14 protein-coding genes are annotated in these 16,112 nt (G+C 60.0%); 6 read left to right on the top strand and 8 right to left on the bottom strand.

What is annotated here, in order from left to right:
• Nucleotides 1–8 precede the first annotated feature (8 nt).
• Nucleotides 9–437 carry an HIT family protein gene (locus tag EXN68_RS03820; protein WP_142839683.1) on the top strand — a complete coding sequence of 143 codons (429 nt, stop codon included), beginning with the start codon at nt 9–11 and terminating at the stop codon, nt 435–437.
• A gap of 181 nt (nt 438–618) precedes the next feature.
• Here EXN68_RS03820 and EXN68_RS03815 read toward each other — a convergent pair whose 3' ends face one another.
• Complete coding sequence (locus EXN68_RS03815; protein WP_142839682.1) at nt 619–1,470, bottom strand: urea carboxylase-associated family protein; 852 nt, start codon at nt 1,468–1,470, stop codon at nt 619–621.
• Nucleotides 1,471–1,579: 109 nt separating this feature from the next.
• Here EXN68_RS03815 and EXN68_RS03810 point away from each other — a divergent pair, with 109 nt between their 5' ends.
• Nucleotides 1,580–2,470: a LysR family transcriptional regulator gene (locus EXN68_RS03810; protein WP_142839681.1), complete on the top strand. Its 891-nt coding sequence runs from the start codon at nt 1,580–1,582 to the stop codon at nt 2,468–2,470.
• Here EXN68_RS03810 and EXN68_RS03805 read toward each other — a convergent pair.
• The 6 genes from EXN68_RS03805 to cckA form a co-directional block, all read right to left on the bottom strand.
• Nucleotides 2,449–3,399 carry a phosphatase PAP2 family protein gene (locus EXN68_RS03805; RefSeq protein WP_142839958.1) on the bottom strand — a complete coding sequence of 317 codons (951 nt, stop codon included), beginning with the start codon at nt 3,397–3,399 and terminating at the stop codon, nt 2,449–2,451. The two genes, EXN68_RS03810 and EXN68_RS03805, sit on opposite strands and share 22 nt — an antisense overlap.
• A 70-nt stretch (nt 3,400–3,469) precedes the next feature.
• A complete protein-coding gene (locus tag EXN68_RS03800) occupies nt 3,470–3,814 on the bottom strand; it encodes an AzlD domain-containing protein (RefSeq protein WP_161991183.1) in 345 nt (114 codons plus the stop codon).
• On the bottom strand, nt 3,811–4,569 hold the full coding sequence (locus EXN68_RS03795; RefSeq protein WP_142839680.1) for an AzlC family ABC transporter permease: 759 nt from the start codon (nt 4,567–4,569) through the stop codon (nt 3,811–3,813). The genes EXN68_RS03800 and EXN68_RS03795 overlap by 4 nt, the downstream gene beginning before the upstream one ends.
• A 68-nt stretch (nt 4,570–4,637) precedes the next feature.
• A complete protein-coding gene (gene clpA, locus EXN68_RS03790) occupies nt 4,638–7,154 on the bottom strand; it encodes an ATP-dependent Clp protease ATP-binding subunit ClpA (protein ID WP_142839679.1) in 2,517 nt (838 codons plus the stop codon).
• Nucleotides 7,155–7,164: 10 nt separating this feature from the next.
• Nucleotides 7,165–7,518, bottom strand: coding sequence for an ATP-dependent Clp protease adapter ClpS (clpS, locus tag EXN68_RS03785; RefSeq protein ID WP_142839678.1), 354 nt, complete (start codon nt 7,516–7,518; stop codon nt 7,165–7,167).
• A 305-nt stretch (nt 7,519–7,823) separates the two neighbouring features.
• Nucleotides 7,824–10,409 (bottom strand): cell cycle histidine kinase CckA, encoded by a 2,586-nt coding sequence (gene cckA, locus EXN68_RS03780; protein ID WP_142839677.1) that lies wholly within the window; start codon nt 10,407–10,409, stop codon nt 7,824–7,826.
• 332 nt (nt 10,410–10,741) lie between these two features.
• On the opposite strand from cckA, the gene EXN68_RS03775 reads away from it, so the two are divergent.
• The gene (locus tag EXN68_RS03775; protein ID WP_161991182.1) at nt 10,742–12,025 is read left to right on the top strand and encodes a flagellar biosynthetic protein FliO; all 1,284 of its coding nucleotides are present in this window, start codon (nt 10,742–10,744) and stop codon (nt 12,023–12,025) included.
• A 113-nt stretch (nt 12,026–12,138) separates the two neighbouring features.
• On the opposite strand, the gene dksA is transcribed toward EXN68_RS03775, so the two are convergent.
• Nucleotides 12,139–12,558: an RNA polymerase-binding protein DksA gene (dksA, locus tag EXN68_RS03770; protein WP_046800250.1), complete on the bottom strand. Its 420-nt coding sequence runs from the start codon at nt 12,556–12,558 to the stop codon at nt 12,139–12,141.
• Nucleotides 12,559–12,860: 302 nt separating this feature from the next.
• Between dksA and EXN68_RS03765 the strand changes: the two genes are divergently transcribed.
• The 3 genes from EXN68_RS03765 to EXN68_RS03755 all read left to right on the top strand — a co-directional run bounded on the left by EXN68_RS03765 (nt 12,861) and on the right by EXN68_RS03755 (nt 16,023).
• Nucleotides 12,861–13,337 (top strand): SixA phosphatase family protein, encoded by a 477-nt coding sequence (locus EXN68_RS03765; RefSeq protein WP_237681348.1) that lies wholly within the window; start codon nt 12,861–12,863, stop codon nt 13,335–13,337.
• A gap of 131 nt (nt 13,338–13,468) precedes the next feature.
• Entirely contained in the window at nt 13,469–14,947 is a 1,479-nt protein-coding gene (locus tag EXN68_RS03760; protein WP_142839674.1) for a YcjX family GTP-binding protein, read from the top strand.
• The gene (locus tag EXN68_RS03755) at nt 14,944–16,023 is read left to right on the top strand and encodes a YcjF family protein (protein ID WP_142839673.1); all 1,080 of its coding nucleotides are present in this window, start codon (nt 14,944–14,946) and stop codon (nt 16,021–16,023) included. Before EXN68_RS03760 ends, EXN68_RS03755 begins: the two co-directional genes overlap by 4 nt.
• The last annotated feature ends 89 nt before the right edge of the window (nt 16,024–16,112 follow it).

Below are 16,112 nucleotides of genomic sequence, written 5' to 3'. Positions count from 1 at the left end.
AGATCACGATGACGGCCAGCACCTATGACGACAACAATATCTTCGCAAAAATCCTGCGTGGCGAAATTCCGAGCCACAAGCTTTACGAGGACGAGCATACGCTGGCCTTCATGGATGTGATGCCGCAGGCCCCCGGCCATTTGCTGGTCGTTCCGAAAACCGGTTCGCGCAACCTGCTCGATGCCGACCCTGAAGTGCTGGCGAAAACCATTCCCGTGGTGCAGAAACTGGCCGTGGCGGCCAAGGAAGCCTTCGATGCCGATGGCGTCTTCATCGCCCAGTTCAACGAGCCGGCGGCTGGCCAGACCGTGTTCCACCTGCATTTTCACGTCATTCCGCGCAAGGAAGGCGAACCGCTGAAGCCGCATTCCGGCGTGATGGCCGATGGCGAGGTGCTGAAGGCCCATGCGGAGAAGATAAAGGCGGCGCTCGCTTAGTGACGGGTGCTGAGACGCCTACGTGTTTGGCGGAACAGAGGCATCCGCATACCGTCACCCCGGACTTGATCCGGGGTCCAGTGCGATCAAGTCCTTGATCGCGGAAGAGTTCTTTCACGGCGTAGACGCGCCGTGGCTGGATGCCGGATCTGGTCCGGCATGACGACAGTGATGTTTACCATCACTCCACAGGGCGATAGGCATTCCTTTCCGGCCACGGCCAGCCATCAAGCACAGCCATATCCGGCCGGAATATCTCCACCTTCAGCGGGTAACACGCAGCCGCATCGCTGGAATGGGCGGAGCCACAATCGCCACCCGGGCAGGCGGAGAGCGCGCCGATGAGATCGATTTCCGCAAAGAGTTCCAGAAAGTCGCCCGGTCGCACGGGGCTCGCCTTCATGAAATATTGGTGTGTGTCGCGGGTAAAGCCCGTGCACATGAAGACGTTCAGTACATCATGCACATGCGGTTCCGCCTCCCGGAATGACAGGCCGCTCGCCGAAGCAAGCGCGTTTGTCAGGTTCGAATGGCAACAATGGTGGTAATCGCCACCACTCAGCAGCTTGTGGGTATAGGGATCGCAGCGGGTGCCGATCACGTCATGCACACCGCCGCCATCCTCATCCCAGCCGTACCATGACAGCGTATCGTGGGTGATGGTCGCCATGGGCCGAAGAGACGGCAGGTTGCTCCACAGCCGGTTGCCGACGGAAACATGGGTGGCATGCAGGGCACGGGTCTTGCCGCTGAAAAAACGCTCGTTCAGGTCATCGGCGTTCCACAGATTCAAATCCCCGACCTGCGGACCTTCGATGCTGACGATGCGGAAAAAATGCCCCTTCGGCACATTGAAAGTACGACCGTCGCGCGGCGGTACGATCACTTCGTCGATCTTCTCCATGCCCTCTTTTGCCTTTTCCAGACGCGAAAGGTCCGGCGTCTCAAGCGTACCATTGGGATAAACGACGACGGGACGGATAGCGCGGCGCGCGGCGGCATCGACGGGTTCGGCGGCAGGCACAGGGGTCATGAAATCCTCGAAGCGATGAAATGTCGACGTGAAATTGCGGCATGAACGCCCGGCTGACAAGGCAGGTTTTTCTTGCGCTCAGCCCAAGTGTAACTTACCCTCATCAATCATGAAACTGCCGCCGCTTGCCACTCTCCGCGCTTTCGAATCCGCGGCCAGAAAACAGAGCTTTTCTCTGGCCGCGCAGGAACTTGGCATGACGGCAACCGCCGTCAGTCAGCATGTGCGCAATCTGGAAGCCTGGCTTGGCGTGGCTCTGTTCGACCGGCATGCAAGAGGCGTGAGGCTTACCCCGGCGGGCCGGGAATTCGGCATCACAGTTTTAGGCGGTCTGCGGCAGATCGCCTCCGGTGCAGAACGTATCCGCCGGGGTCGCGATCGCATGACTGTGCGCCTTGCCAGCCTGCCCTCGGTGGTGGCGCATTTTCTGACGCCCCGCCTGCCGCGCTTCCGGGCCTTGCATCCGGACATACAGGTGTCAATCAGCTATGCTGGAGGGGATCACACCGTGGAGGCCGATCTCAGCATCATACATGGTGCCGCCCCTGCACAGAAAGCCGTGGCGCTCTTCAGCGCCGAGACGCGCCCGACATGTGCACCGGCTTACATTGCAAAATCCGGCCCTTTTGATGACGCACCGAGCCTATGTCAGGCGGAGTTACTCCATGACGACGGCGAGACGGCATGGCGGGACTGGCTGGCAACAGCTCACCTACCCCTGCCACACAGCGCCGGGCCGATCTTTGCGGATTTCAACCTGCTGGTGACCGCGCTGAAGGCCGGTCAGGGTATCGGTCTGTGCCCGACTGCGCTTCTGCGCGACGAGATCACCGAGGGGCAATTGACAGTGCTTTTTGACCGAGCGGCCGATACGGAAAAATACTATTGGCTGATAGAAGCCGAAGAGATGAGCGCATCAGCCCGGCTGCTATACGACTGGCTTCTCACGGAAGCCCGCGAGAGCGAAACCCGTGGCAATTATTCTGCCGCGGCAAGTTGAGCCGGAGCGGTTATCGTCTCACGGGTCCGCTCCCTTGCCGACATCCAGTTGAGCAGGCGGGCCGAGGCGGCGCAGACGATGACAAAAGCGATGAGACCGCCGAAAACATCGGCAAGATGATGTCCGCCCTGAACGAGAACAGCCAGTAGCATCACGAAATTCAATGGCAGGATCACCGCCATCGCCAGCCAGTGACGCGGCACAAACCAGACGGACATAGCCGCCATGAAGATGTGGAATGACGGAAAGCCAATCAGCCCCAGCACGTTTGTGGGTGTGAGGTAGCTTACGCCTTCCTGACCCAGTCGCATCAACTCACGCCCGTAAGCAGGGTCGACCGCCAATGGAATTGTCTGGGCAACCCACTGCGGCAACTCATGATAGGCTTTGGCACCATAGGTCGGGAAAAATATCCAGAAGGTGATGCTGGCCATCGCGCCAATCACGCCTGTGACGAGAAAATGGTGCAGCATCCTGTCCTTACCGGTGAAACCCAGTGTGATGATGATCAGCAGGAGTTGCGGTAAGGAGGTGGCGTAAACCATGAACAGCGTTTTGCCAATCCAGGGATATGTGGCTGCCCAAATAACGATATCCGGCCAGCTATAACCAAAAGCCGCATCCACGCGGAAAAGCGCCTGATCGATGACCGGAAAGGCGACCGGCAGAAACATGTAGTTGAAAACCGAGGCGACGAGCGAAAACAGGATGAATAACCCGCTCGAAATCAGGGCAGTGGCGATGCGAAGATCACGCCCGCTTTTGCGATAGAACTGACCAAGGACGAAAACGCCCGAGCCCGCCAGCGCACACAAAAAATATCCGGCATAGTCGACGCTGACGCCTTTGACGGCGATCAATGTCGCATCGATGACGAATAATATGGCTATAACGCCAAGTACAAAACGTTCTGCCGCAAATAGTCGCATGGAATTGCCGCCCCGGTTCCAGTCAGCGGCAAAGTAGGGCAATGGGCTTAATATTCGGATAAGGCGTGTATTAAAAATCGAGTACAAAAAGCCCGCCGGCCAGAAGCACGATCGGGACAGCCACGCCGACGATGACACGCTGGCCGGCCAGCAGGAATGCGATGAAACCGAGGGCCGCCGCACCGATGCGCAGCCACATGGGTGTGGCTTCCAGCGTTCCGGTTGGAAAGACGATCAGCTTGGCGGTAACGGCCATGACCAGCGAGGTAGCGACCGCCCTCACCCAATAAAGCGCCTCGGAATCTTCCTTCAGGCGGTTGCCGGCGAGAACGCCGAGCCAGCGCCACAGATCGGTCGCCAGCCAGCCGGCGATTGCAATGAACAGATAGGGCGCCCACCAGTTTTCGGTCATCATGGCTCACTCTCCGGCGACACGGGTTTGATCTTTCGACGAAAGACGAAGCGGTCGATCATGTAGGCAAGCGTGCCTCCGCCGATGCCGGCATAGAGAATATCGAATTCGGGGGCGATAACCGCAAAGGCCGGCCCGGCGATCACACCGATGACAAAAGCGACCTTGACGACGGAATGGCGGGCTGACGCCCAGATCGATGCCACGAAATAGACCGGCGTCAGGAAAAACAGCACGCCGGCGACCAGCGGCGGAAAGGCGGCGACGACGCCATAACACAGGCCGACAATGATGGCGTTGATGACGGTAAGCGTGATGCCGAAACCAGCGAACCAGGCGGCGCGTGCCTCACGCGGCACTTTCGAGAGGTTTTGCGTGGCGAAAACCCAGGCCGTGATCGCGACAAAATGCGAGAGAAACAGCAATATCCATGTCGGCGTCTTCGCACCGCGCATCTCCGGCACGATGGAGGCGACCATCGGCATCATCCGGACCGACGATAACGTGACCGCCAGAAAACAGGCGGCGAGATTAGCGCCGCCAACCATGGAGCCGATCAGGATCATCTTGGCCGGCAGAGCCCAGATCACCAGCGTCATGAACACCGCTTCGCCGCGCGGCACGCCGGATTCCAGCGCGAAGGCGCTGAAACCGACAAAGGATGTCATGAGAATGAGCGAGGGCAGCGAGAATATGCCCCGCATTCCCCTGAAGAACCAGCCACGCAGGGGGATGGTATTGCTATCGGCCGTTTGCATTCACGATCCACTACACATGAAAATGCCGGGCTTTCGCCCGGCATCGGTTTATCGGTCGCGTCACCGCATCATTTCTTCTTCGGCACCTTTGGCACCGTATTGGCCTTGCGGCGCGGTTTGTTCTCTTCGCCGGGCTTGTCCGCCTCAGCGACCAGAACATCCGCCTCCTCATTGACCGTTGCCGCCTTCGAGGCGGGTTTCGCCTTGGCCTTCGACGCCTTGCCTGGCGACTTTGCAGCCTTCAGTTCCGCTTCCGGCTTCGGCTTTACGGGCGCAGTTTCCGGCAGAACCTCGAGCATGAGGCCATCGGAACCGTCGTCCTTCTTTCCAACGGTGACGCTGACGACGCCACCCTTCTTGAGCTTGCCGAAGAGGATTTCATTGGCGAGCGGCTTCTTGATGTGTTCCTGGATGACGCGCGACAGCGGGCGAGCACCCATCTTTTCGTCGTAACCCTTGTCCGCCAGCCAGGAGATCGCATCCTCATGCAGATCGAAGGTGACATTGCGTTCGGACAGCTGGGTTTCCAGCTGCATGACGAACTTCTGCACGACCTTGTGGATGACGGCAGTCGGCAGCGGCGAGAACGGAATGATCGCATCCAGACGGTTGCGGAATTCCGGCGTGAACAGGCGGTTGATCGCCTCTTCATCCTCACCGGTGCGGCGTGAAGAACCGAAACCGATGGCCGACTTGGCCATTTCGGACGCACCCGCATTGGTCGTCATGATGAGGATGACGTTGCGGAAGTCGATCTTCTTGCCGTTATGGTCGGTCAGCGAGCCATGGTCCATCACCTGCAACAGAATGTTGTAGATGTCGGGATGCGCCTTTTCGATTTCGTCCAGCAGCACCACGGAATGCGGATGCTGGTCGACGCCATCGGTCAAGAGACCGCCCTGATCGAAGCCGACATAACCGGGAGGTGCGCCGAGCAGGCGCGACACGGTATGTCGTTCCATATATTCCGACATGTCGAAGCGCAGCATCTCGACGCCCAGCGAGGCGGCAAGCTGCTTGGCCACTTCCGTCTTGCCGACGCCGGTCGGGCCGGAGAAGACGTAGGAGCCGATCGGCTTGTTCGGTTCACGCAGGCCGGCACGGGCGAGCTTGATGGCCGTTGCCAGCGCCTCGATGGCGATGTCCTGACCATAAACGACCGAGCGCAGTTCCTTTTCGAGATTGGCGAGAACCATCTCGTCGTCCTTGGACACCGTCTTCGGAGGAATGCGGGCCATCGTTGCGATGGTGGCTTCGATCTCCTTTTCGGTGATCAGCTTGCGGCGCTTGGAAGCGGGCAGCAGCATCTGCGCGGCACCGGTTTCGTCGATCACGTCGATCGCCTTGTCCGGCAGCTTGCGGTCGGAAATATAACGGGCCGACAATTCCACGGCAGCCTTGATCGCCTCATTGGAATATCTGAGGTGATGATAATCCTCGAAATAGGGCTTCAGACCCTTCATGATCGCGATAGTGTCATCGATCGACGGCTCGTTGACGTCGATTTTCTGGAAACGACGCACCAGTGCGCGGTCCTTTTCGAAGAACTGCCGATATTCCTTGTAGGTGGTCGAACCTATGCAGCGAATCGCGCCCGAAGACAGCGCCGGCTTCAACAGGTTCGATGCATCCATCGCGCCACCTGAAGTGGCGCCAGCGCCGATGACGGTGTGGATCTCGTCGATGAACAGCACCGCGCCCGGAAACTCTTCGAGTTCCTTGACGACCTGCTTCAGACGTTCTTCGAAATCACCACGATAACGGGTGCCGGCAAGCAGCGTTCCCATGTCGAGCGAGAAGATGGTGTCGTTGGCGAGCGCTTCCGGCACCTTGCCTTCAACGATGCGCTTGGCCAAGCCTTCGGCGATCGCTGTCTTGCCCACGCCCGGATCCCCCACATAAAGCGGGTTGTTCTTGGAGCGGCGGCAGAGGATCTGGATGGTACGGTTGACCTCTTCATGGCGGCCGATCAGCGGGTCGATCTTGCCGTTGCGTGCCTTGTCGTTGAGGTTGACGCAATAGGCCTTCAGCGCGTCCTGCTGCTTTTTGGCGGACGGGCCTTCTTCCTCGGGATTGCTGCGGCTTGCCTTGTTGTCGCTTTCGGGCTCATCGGCACCACGCGGCGCACGTGTCTGCGACGTGCCAGGACGCTTGCCAATGCCGTGGGAGATGTAATTGACCGCGTCGTAACGGGTCATTTCCTGCTCCTGCAGGAAATAGGCGGCATGGCTTTCGCGCTCGGCGAAAATGGCCACAAGCACGTTGGCGCCGGTCACTTCCTCGCGGCCGGACGATTGTACATGAATAACGGCCCGCTGGATGACCCGCTGGAAGCCGGATGTGGGTTTGGAATCCTCGTCGTAACCGGTCACGAGGTTGGTCAGTTCATTGTCGACATAATCGCTGACGGTCTTGCGCAGCGCATCGAGATCGACATTGCAGGCACCCATCACGGCGGCGGCATCCGCGTCGTCGATCAGCGCCAGAAGGAGATGTTCAAGCGTCGCATATTCGTGGTGACGCTCATTTGCAAAGGTCAGTGCCTGGTGCAGCGCCTTCTCGAGACTCGGGGAAAAAGTTGGCACGTTGCGATCCTCATTTCTTTTCCATGACGCACTGCAGCGGATGCTGGTGCTGTCGGGCGAAATCCATGACCTGGCTTACTTTCGTCTCTGCGACCTCATATGTAAACACCCCGCATTCTCCCACGCCGTGCTGGTGCACGTGCAGCATGATACGGGTTGCCGCTTCGCGATCCTTCTGGAAAAAACGCTCCAGAATATGGATGACGAACTCCATGGGAGTGTAGTCGTCATTCAGTAAAAGAACACGGTACAAATTCGGTCTTTTCGTCTTTGCCTTGACGCGGGTGATAACGGAGGTGCCGCGGTTGTTGCCGCCTTCTTCCCCGTCGCCCTCGCCCTGCATGTAGATCGGCCTAGCGATCATCTTTCATCATTCTCCACACTATTCTCGAACCGACAGCTCATCGCCAGCAGGGAGAACTTCGCCTCTTCATATCTAGGTCGTCGTGACGTGATTTTAAGCCCCTTGCGCAACGGCGCAATCACTATTGCGTTTGGGAAGGGGCAAACCTCGGGAAAAGTAGGGATGTGTAGGCTTCCTGAGGGTGGGCGCAGACAAACCGGCGATGGCGGCGGGTTTTCGGCCCGTCGGAAAGGGCAACAGTGACCAACAGTGGGAGCGAATCTCTGTCGCACCGGCCTGCCGTTACTCCCTCTTACCCGGCGTTGTCACCCGGCATTGTCATCCAGCATTTCGCGCACGGCGATCGCCAGCTGCTTCAGGGAGAAGGGCTTCGGCAGGAAGCCGAATTTGGCGTCCGCCGGCAGGTTTTTCGCAAAGGCGTCCTCTGCATAACCGGACACGAAGATGAACTTCAGGTCGGGATAGGACTTGCGCAGTTCCCGCAGCAACGAAGGGCCGTCCATTTCCGGCATCACCACATCGGAAACAACGATATCGACCTTGCCCTCCAGCTCCTCCATCACCTCCAGCGCCTCGGTGCCGGAGCCCGCCTCATGCACGGTGTAGCCACGGGTTTCCAGCATGCGCTTGCCGCCGCGTCGCACCGCCTCCTCGTCCTCCACCAGAAGCACGACAGCGGAGTTGCCGGTGAGGTCTAGCGGTTCTTCCTTTACCGGTTCAGGTGTCGCGACCGGGGTGAGCGCTGCTTCACCCGGCTGCTGGCCCGCAACGGCTTCCACCACATGGCGCGGCAGGTAGATGCGGAACGCAGTGCCCTTTCCCACTTCCGATTCGGGATAGATGTAGCCGCCGGACTGCTTGACGATGCCGTAGACCATCGACAGGCCGAGACCGGTGCCCTTGCCGACTTCCTTGGTCGTGAAGAAGGGTTCGAAAATCTTGTCCATGATTTCAGGCGGAATGCCGGTGCCGTTATCGCCGACCTCAACCATGACCATGTCTTCGGCCGGAACTTCCGGACGGCCAAGCGCAGCCGCCTCCTTCGCATCCACATTACGGGTACGGATGGTGATCTTGCCACCATCAGGCATGGCATCACGCGCATTGACGCAGAGATTGATCAGCACCTGCTCGAATTGCGACAGGTCCGTCTTTACCGGCCAGAGATCGCGGCCATAATCCACCTCGAGCTTGACATTAGTGCCGGAAATCAACCGGTCGACCAGCATGCGCAGATCGCCGATCACGTCGGTCAGGTTCAGCACCGCCGGGCGCATGGTCTGCTTGCGCGAGAAGGCCAGCAACTGGCGCACCAGAACCGCAGCGCGGTTGGCGTTGCGCTTGATCTCCATGAGGTCGGCAAAGCTCGGATCGGCGGGCCGCGCCTGCAGGAGCAGATGGTCGGACGACAGCAGGATGGCAGTCAGCACATTGTTGAAATCGTGGGCGATGCCACCCGCCAGCGTGCCGACGGCGTTCATCTTCTGCGTCTGCGCCATCTGGGTTTCGAGCGCCTTCTGCTCCGTCACCTCGATGGCATAAACGATTGCCACCTCTTCCGGCGCCTCGTCGTCCTGATCGATGACGGCGTTTACGTAGAAACGGAAATGCCTGGTCTCGTCGCTCGGGTGGCGCGAATCGAACGGCGCGATATCGCCCTGACGATCCTTCGCCTCGGCGAGAGCCTGTTCCAGCCGCGGCTTCTCGTTGTCGTGAAGGACGGTTTCGAGCGCCACGCCGCGGTCGATATCGTCACGTCCGACAACACCCGAGAACAGCTTGAGGAAGGGTGCGTTGATGCGCAGGATGCGGCCTTCGCCATCCAGCGAAGCGATCGCCATCGGCGTATTGTTGAAAAAGCGCGTGAAACGCATGGCCGAGGAGGATTCCGTATCCTCCTGCCCCTTGGGGCGCATCAGAACGATCGTCCGGCTCTCGCCCGGTGCACCGTCCTTGGAACTGACCTGATGCACAAGGCGGGCCGGCATGCTCTGGCCGTTCACCCGACGCATGTCGAGATCGAGGATTTCGGTGCGCTTGGCGCTGCCCTGCGGATGGACGGATTCGATCAGCGCCATGCCTTCGCCAGCGACGATGTCGGACACCGTCATCGAACCGGGCGAAAACTGCGCAAGATCGATGCCCAGCCATTCCGACAGGGTAGCGTTCAGATAAACGATCTCGCCCTTGCGTCCGGCGGAAAAGAAACCGGCCGGCGCGTGGTCTAGATAATCGATGGCATTCTGCAATTCGCGGAAAAACCGTTCCTGATCCTCACGCTCCGGCGTGATGTCGGCGATCTGGAACACGTGCAACCCCTCGCCACCCGCATCCTTCAGCACCCGGCCTTTAAGCCTGTACCAGTGCGGCCCGGCGCTCGCATCCTCGCCAAGCGGCTTCTGCAGCCGGAACTCCTCGTAACCGTCACGGCCTTCCCGCAGCACATTGATGAGCCGGTAAAGCGCCTCGGTCGATTCCCGGCTGCGCGACAAAAGCGTTTCAAGGCTCTGTATATCGCTCGCCCTGGTGGTGCCGCTCATGCGGCAATAGGTGGCGTTGGCATAAACCATATGCCCCTTGGCATCGGTGATCAGCGTGCCTTCGGGATGGGCTGACAGGAAACGGCGGGCAAGCCCGTCCGACTGCGACTGCGGCATGACCTCGATGAAACCGATGATCGACGACACCAGAAAAAAGATGCCCATCATCGCCAGCACGCCGAGAATGCCGAGCACGATTTCGTTTTCCAAAGAGTTCTTGAAATAAACGAAGGCGGCGGCAGCGGCGATCAGTATCAGCGCCAGAAGCAGGATGCGCAAAACCGTGCCGGAACGGGCACGCCTGTCCACCAGCGGAAGGTCGTTGTCGCTTGTCTCGCGCACCCGTGTCATCTTGGCCTCGCAGTCGTGCAGGTCGTCATTCGGTCAGCCACGGTCCTCGACGGAATCGGGCGTTAAAATTTCTTGTAGCAACTCGCTTGAGCATCAAAAAGCTCCGCCGGGCCACAAAGGCTTAAAAACGCACAGGGAAAACGGCCTGAGAGGCGCAATGCACAGGCGTTTCCGTCGACGAGGGAACCGAAAGCCGCACCAACCGGTTTTGTGTTCCAGGGGGACGGTGGCGGATAAACCTTGTATCGCGTCCAAAAAAATCGTCTTTTCCTGCTTGACGTTCACACTATAAGAACCACGGCAATATTAATTGCTCGAAAAAATCTGAAGGGATGATCTCCATGATGGATGATTTTATCGGCACCTATGGAAACAATCTCATCGTCGCCGTCGTCGGTGTGGGTGTGGCGCTTCTCGTTCTGGCGATTGCTTTATGGCTTCTGCGCAGGCGCAGCGGTTCCTCTCCGTTTATCCGTGGTGGGCGTAACCGGCAGCCGCGCCTGCAGGTTCTCGACGCGACGGCCGTTGATGCGCGCCGCCGTCTGGTGCTGGTTCGCCGCGACAATGTCGAGCATCTGGTGATGATCGGCGGGCCGACAGATATCGTCATCGAAAGCGGTATCGGCGCAATCCCGATCGTCAGGGACGTGCAGGAGCCGGAACTGAAGGCATTGCCGCGTCAGGAAAGCGAGCCGAAGAGAGCCGAGCCGTCCATTCCCCAGGAACGCCGCGCCGCCCTGCCGCAACAGCAGCCCGTCGCAGCACCAGCCGCAGCCACAGCGCCAGCCCCGGCTCCCGTGACACAGGAACCGGTAAGGCAGCCGCAGCAACGGCCGGAGCCCACCGCACCTGCTCCTCGCCCCGCACAACCGGCCGCAACAACGTCACCATTGCCGCCGCGTCCATCGACACCACCCCAACCCGTATCGCCGCCGCCGGTCGCAGTTCGCGAGCCCGCTCCGCCGGTGAGGCAGGCCGCGCCCGAGAGGGAGATCCCTCGCCCAACGCCGCAACCGTCAGCAGTGGCTGCGGCTGTTCCTGCAGCAACCATTGTGCCAGCCGTCGCCGCATCGCTCGACACGGCCGGCGAACGCAGCGAACCGCATCGTTCGGAACCCTTCACCCCCGCTCCGGTACAAACACCGATACCGGTCGTTTCGCCGGTTCCCGCACAGGTGACGCAGGCAAAGGTGGAGGAAGAACGGCCAACGGTCATCGCTCCACCGGTTTTTGCCGCACGTGAGCCGGTGCTCGATCAATCCAGCGCCGCAGATTTTCTTGACGCGGCGCGCGAGCGGGTTCTTCCCGGCCTCAAGTCCGAACCGAATGCACCGCCGGCCCCTTTCCCGCCGAAACCGGAAACTCCCGCTTTTGCGTCCAATGACGCTGAGCCGAAATTTTCCGATGAGTTGGCCAGCGATTTCGAGAGCTTTCTCGAAGCCGAGATTGCCAAGAGCCGGGATGCGGACAATGAACCGTCCATTGCCGCCGCCCCGGAAAAGCAGCAGAAAAACGAACCCGTTTCGCCACCAGTTACCGGAGCGTCGCCAGATGGTGACGTGCAGAAAGAAATGGCGCGTATTTTCGGCGAGCTTTCCGTTACCCGCGACCGCTGAGGCGGCGCGCATGAAGCTTCAATGCAAAAGGGCACGGAATAATTCCGTGCCCTTTTTGTATGTCCGGTGCTTGAGATGGCCGGTTCGCGGTAGCGTCCGGCACAGCAGCCTTGTTATTCGTCGCGATAAACTTTTTCGCGACGCTCGTGACGTTCCTGCGCCTCGATGGAAAGTGTCGCTATCGGGCGGGCGTCAAGACGCTTGAGGCCGATAGGTTCACCCGTTTCCTCACAGAAACCGTAGGTGCCGTCTTCGATCCGCTGAAGAGCCGCATCGATTTTGGAAATCAGCTTGCGCTGACGGTCGCGGGCGCGAAGTTCGATCGCCCGGTCTGTTTCGGATGAAGCCCGGTCCGCGAGATCGGGGTGATTGGCGCTTTCTTCGGCGAGATGTCCGAGGGTCTCGCGCGCTTCTCTCAGGATGTCATTTTTCCAGGCGACCAGCTTCGCGCGGAAGTAGGCCCGCTGGCTGGCATTCATGAACTCGTCGTCTTCCGAGAGTACATATTTGCTAAGATCGATCTTCTCACTCAACGCGATTCTCCTCGAAGAACATCTCAATGCGGCGGTGTATACTCCAATGATATAGGCCGGTTCAAGTCTACAGATCAGTTTTCAGGCATTTTTAAAACTGACACAAAAATCATCTAAATGACTAATTTTTATCCTTTATTGGCGTCGGGGCGATCTGTTCTTCGATCACTTCAATGCGACTTGCCAACAGGAAAGAGGACTTGCGGTCCCTTGATCCTATCCTGTAGCATCCGGCTATACCCCAGAGTTTCGAACGCCGGTTCCTGCCCTTGACAGATTCTCATCCGAAGCGAGTTTATCTTTTGCGCCACGCCAAAGCCGCCTGGGCGGCGCCGGGGGAACGCGATTTCGACCGTGGATTGAATGAAGCAGGTTTTGCCGAGGCGGAGATCGTTGCCGACCTCGCCGCCGACCGGCGTTACCGCCCCGACATGCTCTTATCCTCCACCGCCGCACGCTGCCGGCAGACCACGCAGGCCTGGCAGCGCGCCTTCAACGAAGGCATCGAAATCGCCTATGTCGATGAGATGTATAATGCCCGCAGCGAAACCTATCTCTCCCTCATCGCAGCGCAGACGGATGCTGGTTCGGTGATGCTGGTGGGCCATAACCCCACCATGGAAGCGACACTGGAAGCGATGATCGGCGAAGACCTGCTGCACGCCGCCCTGCCCTCCGGTTTCCCGACAGCAGGGCTTGCCGTGCTTGATCACGACGGCAGTGCTGTAAACGGCGCGGATCGCTGGCGACTGGTCGATTTTCTCTCACCCGGCAAGTAGCAGCCCTAACGCGTGACGGAACCACCGCCGATGGCGGCTGCCGTGAAAATCCACCGGGGCGCTTCTTTTTTGGGCAGCCGCGACTTCCTATATTGCAGCCGTGATCATGAACCACAGCCGGGAAACTGCCATTGCCGCCTTCTCTGACGTCCCTGACAGACAGTGCGCTTATCGCGCTCGATAATCTGGCCGACCGTGCGAGCAACCTCACCCATCCGACATTGCGGCTTGGCGTTACAGGCCTTTCGCGGGCGGGAAAGACGGTTTTCATTTCCTCCCTCGTCCACAATCTCCTGAATGGCGGCCGCCTGCCCTTATTCGAGGCCATGCGGTCAGGCCGCGTCTCGAATGTGCGCCTCGAGCCGCAGCCGGACGATGCTATTCCCCGCTTCCAGTACGAAGACCATATTCAGGCGCTGGTGCGCGACAGGCTGTGGCCGGATTCGACGCGGGCAATCTCGGAACTCAGGATCACGCTGGATTACCAGAGCGCCAGTGGCTGGGGCCGGTGGTTCTCGGCCGGCAAGCTATCCATCGATATCGTCGATTATCCCGGCGAATGGCTGCTCGACCTGCCGCTTCTGTCGCAGGATTACAAACAGTTCAGTGACGCGACCGTCGCACTTGCCGGGAGCGGCATCCGCGCCGAACTGGCGCAGGAATGGCTGGCGATCGCCTCTTCGCTCGATATCAACGCACCTGCCGATGAGATGACGGCGCGGCGGCTGGCGGAAAGTTTCGCGGCCTATCTGAAAGCCTGCAAGTCCGACGAGAGATCGCTCTCCACCCTGCCGCCCGGCCGTTTCCTGATGCCGGGCGATCTGGAAGGTTCTCCGGCGCTGACCTTTGCGCCCCTGCCGGGGCTAACCGGCGAAAAAGCGCCAAAGGGTTCGCTGCGGGCGATGATGGAGCGGCGTTACGACGCCTATAAGTCGATAGTGGTCAAACCTTTCTTCCGTGAGCATTTCGCCCGTCTCGACCGTCAGATCGTGCTGATCGACACGCTGCAGGCCGTCAATCGCGGACCGGAGGCCGTTCAGGATCTGGAACGGGCGCTGGGCGATGTGCTTGCCTGTTTCCGTCCCGGCACCAATAGTCTGTTATCCTCGCTGATCGGCCGGCGCATCGACAAGGTGCTGATTGCCGCCACGAAGGCCGACCATCTGCATCACGAAAGCCATGACCGGCTGGAGCGGCTGACCCGTCGTCTGGTGGACCGCGCCATCACCACCATCGGCATGAACGGCGCCGGCATCGAGGTCATGGCGCTTGCTTCCGTGCGCGCCACCAGAGAGGCAAGCGTGCGTCAGGACGGCCACGAGCTTCCGGTTATCGTCGGTACGCCGATGGCTGGAGAAACCATCAATGGCGAGACCTTCGATGGCAATCGCAAAACAGCGATCTTTCCCGGCGACCTGCCCGAAGACCCGGAGCCGTTGTTTCGCAGCATAGACGAGGATGGCGACAAGGCGACGCTGCCGGATGTCAATGTCGTGCGCTTCCGCCCGCCCAATGTGGACGAGCCGGGCAGCGGCGGCATCCGGCTTTCCGTTCCCCATATCAGGCTCGACCGCGCCATGCAGTTCCTGTTCGGAGACAAGCTCGCATGAAGGCTCCCACACACAACGATCCGCAGGCCCGCCGCCCGGCGGCTTTCACGCTCGAGACAGAGGAGACGGCACGGCCGTCGCCGGCGCAGAAACGCGCGCCGCGCAGCTTCGATACCGAGATTTCATTGACGCCTGACGAGGACGATCCGTTTCTGGCGCCTGAAGAGATCGATGCGGCCGCATTGCCGGTGGCCTCGCCGAAGAAAAACCGCTTCTCTTTCGGCAAGCTCGCGCTCGGCGCGCTTGGCGTCCTGTTCTCGCTCGCCTTCGGGCTTTGGGCGGACCAGCTTATCCGTAACCTGTTCTCCCGCTCCGACTGGCTGGGTTACACGGCGAGTATCGCCCTTATCGTCGCGCTCTTCGCCGTTCTCGTCCTTGTCGGGCGGGAAGTCTTCGGCATCATGCGGCTCAACGCCGTGCAGTCTCTCAAGGCCGATGCCGAGACGGCGAGCCTCGACAAGAGCCCGAAACCTGCCCGCGCCGTCATCACCCGTCTCAATGCCGTTCTCTCCCACCGGGCCGAAACGGCGAAGGGCCGGGCGGCGCTGAAAGATACGGAAAACGATGTGATCGACGGCCCGCATCTCATCGAGCTTGCCGAGCGTGAATTGCTGGCGCCGCTCGACCGGCAGGCACGGGCGCTGATTCTCAATTCCTCCAAGCGTGTCTCCGTGGTCACCGCCGTCAGCCCGCGTGCTATCGTCGATCTCGCTTATGTTCTATTCGAAGTGACGCGACTGGTTCGGGGCATGGCGGAGCTTTATGGCGGTCGCCCCGGTACGCTCGGCATGCTCCGGCTGCTGCGCGACGTCGTCGCCCATCTGGCCGTCACGGGTTCGATCGCGGTTGGAGATGGTCTCGCCCAGCAGGTCCTTGGACACGGGCTTGCCTCTAAGCTTTCCGCCCGCCTCGGCGAAGGCGTCATCAACGGCCTGATGACGGCGCGAATCGGTATCGCAGCGATGGACCTTTGCCGCCCGCTACCGTTTCGTGCGGTGAAGCGGCCCGGAATCAGTGATTTCATGTCCGACCTCACGCCCGATTTAAGCGGCGGAAAAAGCGGTGAAAAAGGCTGATCGGCCAGACATGCGCGGTTCAAAAGGTTACGAACGAAACCGCAAATACGGGTGAAATAAACCAAGCATTAACCATTCCGCCGGTAGAT

The sequence above is a fragment of the Martinezella rhizogenes genome (assembly GCF_007002745.1).
Lineage (GTDB): Bacteria > Pseudomonadota > Alphaproteobacteria > Rhizobiales > Rhizobiaceae > Agrobacterium > Agrobacterium cucumeris.
Note: the sequence above shows the minus strand (reverse complement) of the source record. Positions and strands in the feature narration are given on the sequence as shown.